The 6,995-nt window shown below is 49.4% G+C and carries 5 protein-coding genes; all 5 read right to left on the bottom strand.

What is annotated here, in order from left to right; translation table 11 throughout:
* Window positions 1-420 (bottom strand): DUF859 family phage minor structural protein (locus ACMUOV_RS08470; protein WP_413854706.1); only part of this gene is annotated, 420 nt, incomplete at its 3' end.
* A gap of 14 nt (window positions 421-434) precedes the next feature.
* The gene (locus tag ACMUOV_RS08465; protein WP_413854705.1) at window positions 435-2,594 is read right to left on the bottom strand and encodes a phage tail spike protein; all 2,160 of its coding nucleotides are present in this window, start codon (window positions 2,592-2,594) and stop codon (window positions 435-437) included.
* A 12-nt stretch (window positions 2,595-2,606) separates the two neighbouring features.
* Window positions 2,607-3,335 carry a hypothetical protein gene (locus ACMUOV_RS08460; RefSeq protein ID WP_413854704.1) on the bottom strand — a complete coding sequence of 243 codons (729 nt, stop codon included), beginning with the start codon at window positions 3,333-3,335 and terminating at the stop codon, window positions 2,607-2,609.
* Window positions 3,332-6,226 (bottom strand): phage tail tape measure protein, encoded by a 2,895-nt coding sequence (locus ACMUOV_RS08455; protein WP_413854703.1) that lies wholly within the window; start codon window positions 6,224-6,226, stop codon window positions 3,332-3,334. Before ACMUOV_RS08455 ends, ACMUOV_RS08460 begins: the two co-directional genes overlap by 4 nt.
* A gap of 114 nt (window positions 6,227-6,340) precedes the next feature.
* On the bottom strand, window positions 6,341-6,844 hold the full coding sequence (locus ACMUOV_RS08450) for a hypothetical protein (protein ID WP_413854702.1): 504 nt from the start codon (window positions 6,842-6,844) through the stop codon (window positions 6,341-6,343).
* Window positions 6,845-6,995: the final 151 nt, after the last annotated feature.

Below are 6,995 nucleotides of genomic sequence, written 5' to 3'. Positions count from 1 at the left end.
TGACGTGTCGTTGAAGTCTGGAGCATTCGTGATGGTTGCTTTTCTCGGAATGTTCGTCAGCGTTACAGTAAATCCATTGTAGGATGAACTGAATCTGTCGTGAGAGATCTTCGCATCTACATAAATGCTCTTTTTACCGTCAGAATCATGAGAAATCGTGAGATATTTGTCAAAAAGGACTGTATCACTCTCATATTCTATCTTCTGTGACGGACCAATGCTCTGCGAGTAGCTTGTACCGTTTACTGTGCAGTAACAGGTACCGGATCCGTATGTCGTATAACCGGTATTCGTTCTCCAGGCTATTACCCAGACATGGATATACGACGTATTATTCGTTATGTCCGTAGAGATCTCGTCTACATGGATATCGTACTTGATATACTGGTTAGATGTAGAGAAATACGGGCTTGTTGCCATTTTTGTTTTCCTCCTTATACCACGCTTACCAAGCCGATGCCGTCATTGACAAGGTTGTTGTTGGAATCGTAGACCTCAATAGGTACGAATCTCAGCTTGTTACAAAGTGTTATCTCTTCTTCTATTACGGACTTTTTCTGATGGAACTCGTCTTCATTTACCCAGAACAGTCTGTTATTCTGTGCATCATATCCGGCAAAGCCGTCTGTCGTATTTACTACGATGTAGAAACCGTCCACGCCGAACATCCGCAGGCCGTTGTTATCCAGCTGCGCGATCAGTGAGTTCGCTTCGTCATAGACCTGAAGCGTTCCGTTCTGGTTCAGGTTAGAGCCAAGCTGCAGGATGCCGCCCTTGATAAGGTCTGCCGAGAGTGTTCCTGTCGTGATGAAATCTGCCACGATCTCGCCCTGTGAGGTGATCGCGATCTCGAAGCTCGCGGGATCATATCCCTGATTCGAGTACCCGAGGCCGTTCTGGTTCCATCTCCAGACACGCGTCGCAGTCTGTATATCATCAGTGTCCATGATGAGCAGTTCATCCGGTTGTCCGTCGCCGTTTGAGTCGTGAAGGATGACATATCCTCCGAGATTGCCCGTTATGAGCTCGGTGGCGTTCCTGATGGCTGCTTCCATAACAGATGCAGTGACTTTATTAACCGCCAGTCCCCAGTCAGAGTTCTCAAAGTTTTCACCTTCAGCCTTGGCTGTGTGGCAGTAATAAAGGTTATCCTGATCCGTCCAGAGATCACCGACGTCATACGGCGGAATAGGTGTTGATATAAAGACACGTCGTTTGTGGTCAGCTGTGTCCTGCGCTGCCTGTGCAGCTGCAAGAGCTTCAGCGATGCCCGTGTCCTGGATAAGAGTCCAAGTCCACGCATCATCCTCGTATGTCCATCTGTAACAGAACTGTGTCGTGTTATCAAAGAACAGGTCGCCTGCGTGTTTTTCTTTCTCTTCGTCTGTAGTCCATTCGCTCGCAGGCTCGTTGTCGAGTGCAGGAGCGTAGTCGTAATACCAGGTCGTGATATTTCCGTCGATCTGGTTCTGCAGATCTTCAATATCTTCGTCCAGAGTTTCCTTGACAGCATCAGTGTAGGCCTTTGCTTCCTTGTAGCTCTGTGTGATCTCTTTCTTGATCTCAGCCTGTCCGTTTGAGAGAACGTCAGACAGTCCGGACTTTGCATCTCCGAACTCTGTCTCAATGTAGCGCTCCTCGATGCAGTCCCACTTGGTTCTGATACACTTGGCGCTCACTGTGATGCCGTATGCTTCATAGTAGATATTTACCATGTCACAGAGATCCACGCGGTCTTTCAGCTGTCCGATCTGTGCGAAGTCCAGCGTGATGTTATTTGTAGGTACCGTCAGCTCGTTGTTGCTGATATACGTCGTGGTGATAGAATCAAGGTCTGCAACTGATGGAGCTTCCTGGAACTCACTTGAGCAATCGAGGAGCTTCTTAACAGGAGCATCAAGCGTAAGACCTGTAGAGATCTCGGTACCCAGAACAACAGTGTCGTCGTTCCCTTTATAGTATGCCTGGACAGATGTTGCGAGGTTCTCTGAAGAGAGTTCCTGTGACAGCTGCATGAGGTTCTTTCCATACCTGATAGTCGTTCTCGGTGTGGTAACGCCTCTGTGCAGCTTCAGCTCTATGTTGAAGTTGTCAAAGTGATATTCTCCGGTACCGTAAACATCAAGAATGGAACCTTCTTTCCCGGCAAGCCATGACCTGACTGAAGACGGTTCAGTGATCTTGAAGTTTCCTGCGTTGCTCTTATCAGTAGTGAATGTATATCCGGGAGCGGATGCCTGCAGGAGCTGCATAGCCAGTATGATGTTTGCTGCAGTACCGGAAGTGATAGACAGGTCATTCAATCCGTAAGAGATATGACGTGCTTTTACGGTGAACTGTCCTGCAAGTGTCTTTCCCACCTTATAGATCCTGAACAGCTGAGGATCGTCAGTGAAATTCGGTTTGACCTTCAGCAGACGTCTTGTTGCTATCTCGGAGGCGTGGATTCCGTTTGCCGGATATACCATCTCGAGTTCATATATACCGTTGCGCGTTTCCTCAACTGTGCAGCTGATCGGAGCCAATACGCCCAGACCATAGTCTGAAGGGACCGTGCCGGGTACTATTGACGCGTAAAGGATGGGATATGCCATGTTATTTTCCTCTTAAAGTGTATAGAATCTCGGAATGATCTCCACGCTCGTGAAGCCTGATATCGTGATGCTGTTATCACCGGGCAGGAGCTTGGGGAACACTCCGCTTGCCAGAGAGTTTCTGTTTTCTGAAGGCAGGCGGTAAACATCCTGCTGCTCACTGTCTATGTAGACATAGTCGACGAGGTCAGTGATGTTCATTGTCTGCCCCTGAATGGTCAGGGTACCGGAACCGGTACCCATAACCTTAATGAGAGGCATTGCTTCATACGCGGTCGGGTTCAGGAGGGAAGATGTCACGCTTGAAGCTGAACCTCTTGTGATAGTGGTAGGGATCTCACCGTCCTTCAGGAAGAGCTCTGCACGAGCCTTGAACGTGATGTTCGTTCTGGCTGCTTTGAAGGTGCGGAGCTGCTTAACGTCAATTCCGCCCTCGTAATATGCGAGCCTGAAGTGTTCAGGCTGAATGGAGTTCTCAAGTCTGACGTAACCTTCAGGCATTGAGAGCCATGTCAGAACATCCATCCAGCGTTCCGGGAGATCGCGCCTCAACGAGACTGTGTACTTCAGTGAGACGTTCTCCCAGCATCCGCCGTCCTGGATGACCTTTTCGCTTCTTCCGGGAATGGTGAGGACTGTTCTCTTTCTAACGGGTGCCGGAAAGATATCTGCCTGTTCGAGCATCAGACCATGATCTGAAGATGTCTCGCCATTGAATGTGAATAAATCTTTCTTAATCATGCTAATCCAAGCTCCTTACTTTTAAGGCTTTCTGTGATGTATTCCTCGAGTTGCTTTGCCAGCTCCTGAATGTTCATTCCGGGCTGTGCGTAAATATTGAATGTGTTGTTGATGACTGTCTCGCCACGTGAAGCCTCGCGGATCATGTTGTAGAGGTGCTGTTCACCAGTAATAACCTCGGGACCAGCTTCGCCGCCTGCCAGGAGCTGTCCGTTCTGCTCGCCGAAGATCGTAGGACCTCGGAGGATGCGCGCAGCGTTCATGGCCTTCGCATACCACTCAACAGAGAGCTTCGGAATGGATCCCTGCAGGAGGTCTGAAACCTTCCAGCCTGAAGGAGAGATGGCAAAGTGCGGAAGCTTCATCTTCGGCCACTCAAACTTGGCGCCGCTGAAGAAGCCTTTGATGGCTTCAATGATGCTCTTGACCTTATCCTTGGCTGCCTCAACCGGCTTGACGATGGCATCCTTGATGCCGTTCCAGATCTTAGTGACGGTTGTCTTGACTGCTTCAAAGACGGTCGTGACGGCCGTTTTGACGTTGTTGAAGGTCGTTGTGACCTTTTCCTTCACGTTGTTTACGACGGTGCTGATAGCGTCCTTGATGGCGTTCCAGATGGTCTTGCAGTTGTCTCCAAACGTGGTGAAGGCTGTAATGACCAGATTTATGAATCCGACTATGCCGCCGACAATGACCTCAAGGAAAACCTTTATGGCAGGGGTCAAAAATTCAATAAGACCGGTCACGCCGCCTATGATGATCTCAAGGAAGGCAGAGATGAAAGGTTCAAGGAATTTTACAACCTCGGTCACGGCTGTCAGGATGCCTGACAGGAGACTTCCTATCAGAGGAAGAAGCGGCTCAATGGCTTCCAGGATGCTTGAGATCAAGGTTGAAACGACGGGCAACAGCTCGCCCAAGAGTGAGAACAAGGTCTCAAAAATGGGGAAGAATGCCTGGATCAACTGCGAGATTATAGGCAGAAGCTGGATAATTATGCCGAAAACGTCATTTATTATAGGCGTGAGGGCTATCAGGGCATCGGAAATGAACTGCAGGATCGGAGGCAGGATCTGTCCGAGCAGGCTCACCAGCTCAGAAAAAATAGGTGCCAGGGCGTTCATGAGCTCCTGGACCAGATTCATTATCTGAGGGATCCAACCGGAGACGGTCTCGCCGATCTGCTTGATGATGGGTTCAAGGTTCTCTTTCAGCGTTGCGATGGTCTCGGTTATCGAGTTCCGGAAGTCCTCATTCGTGTTCCACAAGTGTGCAAACGCTGCAGCCAATGCAGCGATCACGGCAATTATTATGCCTATCTTGCCTGTCAGACCTCCGAAGATACCTCCGAGACCTTTCTCTCCGAGTATGCCTGCAAGTCCGCCCGCCTTGGATATCAATCCGCCTACTCCGCTCGTGACTTTGCCGAGACCTAAGAGCATAGGACCGATAGCAGCTGCGACGCCTGCGATCTTAAGAATAGTATTCTGCATTTCCGGGCTGAGGCCTTCCCAGCCTTTCCTGAACTTCTCTATCTTGTCAGAGACGGTCTCGACCACTTTAGTAATGGACGGTCCCATCGTCTCAACGAGGTCATAACCTACGAGCTTGAGGTTGTTTAGAGCCTGCTTGAGATTATCTATAGGTGAGATGGTCTCTTCAAATGTTGAATCCAGAGTGCCCGCGAAGTCCTCCATAGAGGTTCCGAGCTCGTCAAATGACAGCCTGCCTTCTGCACATGCTGCAGCGATCGCAGGACCGGCCTTGTTACCGAAGAGCTCTATAGCCTTCTGCATTGCTTCTGTATCAGTTTCTGCAGAAGCCATCTCCTGCTGGAGTTCTGCGATAGCCTCTTCCATCGTCTTGCCGTCCTTGGTGGCGTTGACGAAGGCTTTCTTAAGGCCTGCCATGACTGCAGACGAATCAATACCGCTCTTGTTCAGGTTAGCCAGGAACAGAGCAGCATCGGAAGCGGAATAACCCATCTCCTTAAGTGCTGCAGAGTTGCTCATCATGTCAGAAGCTAACTGGTCTACGGAGACACCGGTGCTCTGAGATGCTGCAGTCAAAGTATCAAGGAATTTTCCCGCGTCGTCTGCAGACAGGCCAAAGGCAGTCATGGCAGACTGTACTTTATCTATTGAAGTCGATACAGATGTACCGTTTACTTGCGCGAATTTAATAAAATCACCGGAGAGCTCCTGCAGCTTATCTCCGGTGACATCAAATCTTGTATTTACTTCGCCGACAGCATCGGCTGCTTCTTCAAACGAAGTGGGAATGGAAGTAGCCAGGTCTTCACAGATGCCCTGCAGCTCCAGAGCTGCTTCGCCTGTGGCGCCTGTCTTCTTGATGATGGTATCATACGCAGCATCAACGTCTTTCCATGCCTTAACGGAAGCAGCTGCACCGGCTACGATTGGAGCAGTGACATACTTGCTCATCGCAGTGCCGGCCTTCTGCATGTTGTCGCCGACCTTAGTGACTGCCTCGCCGAGTTCCTTCATAGCAGCAGAACCGGACTTCAAGGCAGCGTTGACCTCTTTCAAGGAAGCTTCATACTGATTGAGCTTCGTCTGGGCCTTCTTAAGTTCGTCTTCCTTCTTTGCTATTGCTTCCTGGCTCGTGTTCTCGTCTTTCTTCATCTCTTCGAGCTGCTGAGTCAGGATCTGAACCTTACTCGAATAAGCCTCTGTCTGAGATGCGAGATACTTCTGGCTGTCTGTCAGCTTCTGAACAGCTGACGTGTTGGAATCATACTGGCTCTGCGCGAGCTTGAGATCCGTATAAGCAGACTTCGACGCTTGTGAAACGCTCTGCAAGCTCTTCTGGAAATCTACTGCACCTTCTGCAGTAAACTGTATGCCTACTTTCTTGATGTCGTCAGCCATCTTCTTTACCTCTATTCAATAGCAAATTAAAAAGAGCGTCCTTCATGCCCTGGATCAGCATCATGTCGCGTGATAACCAGAGCGTGAAGTCGCAAAAGCCTCCGAGGTCAAGTTTTACTTGGAAGACTCGCCCGGGGTCTTGATATCTCCTAAAGCATTCCCCAAGCTGGGCGTCATTCCACTGAGCAATGACCATGCTTCCGAGAAAAAATCCCTCGTTGTCTCCCTTGTAAGGAAATCTCGAAGGAGTCTGATATATTCCACACCGTCCTGCATGTTGGCGATCTCGTCAGGTTCCACGCCACATGCTGAAGCAAGGATCTTGTTAACATCGTCCTTGCATTTATCTATGTTCTGTACGAGAAAACCGATGGCCTTCATAGCGAAGGAATACTGGTTGATGTTGTACTTATCCAGCGCCCTGCGCTCGCCTTCGGTGTATTCTTTCAAAGTCTTCGGTACCAGCTTTCCGCCATTCATCTTCATAGGCGGCTGATAGCTGAATACCTTCTTGTCATCTTCTGTCATACTGTCGATCAGACCGACAATATCAATCTTCTGCAGGAGGGACACCATAGTCCATACATCCTGCGCGCCCATAACGTTTTTTATTTCCATAATTAGTAACTCCTATAACAAAAATGAAACCCATAGCAAACGGCGGTCCACAATGAACCGCCGCCTGTGATATGGGTGTTACGAGACAAGTGTCAAGTGACGGGAATGAGAGCTTCAACAGCTGCAGCTGTGAGCAGAGGTGCGTCAAAGA

It is taken from the genome of Candidatus Ruminimicrobium bovinum (assembly GCF_902760015.1).
Lineage (GTDB): Bacteria > Elusimicrobiota > Endomicrobiia > Endomicrobiales > Endomicrobiaceae > Ruminimicrobium > Ruminimicrobium bovinum.
This window is presented reverse-complemented; position numbering and strand designations above follow the sequence as displayed.

Coding starts and splice junctions, on each gene's coding strand:
- ACMUOV_RS08465 (WP_413854705.1), bottom strand. CDS start 2,594: ATGGCATATCCCATCCTTTACGCGTCAATAGTACCCGGCACGGTCCCT.
- ACMUOV_RS08455 (WP_413854703.1), bottom strand. CDS start 6,226: ATGGCTGACGACATCAAGAAAGTAGGCATACAGTTTACTGCAGAAGGT.
- ACMUOV_RS08450 (WP_413854702.1), bottom strand. CDS start 6,844: ATGGAAATAAAAAACGTTATGGGCGCGCAGGATGTATGGACTATGGTG.
- ACMUOV_RS08460 (WP_413854704.1), bottom strand. CDS start 3,335: ATGATTAAGAAAGATTTATTCACATTCAATGGCGAGACATCTTCAGAT.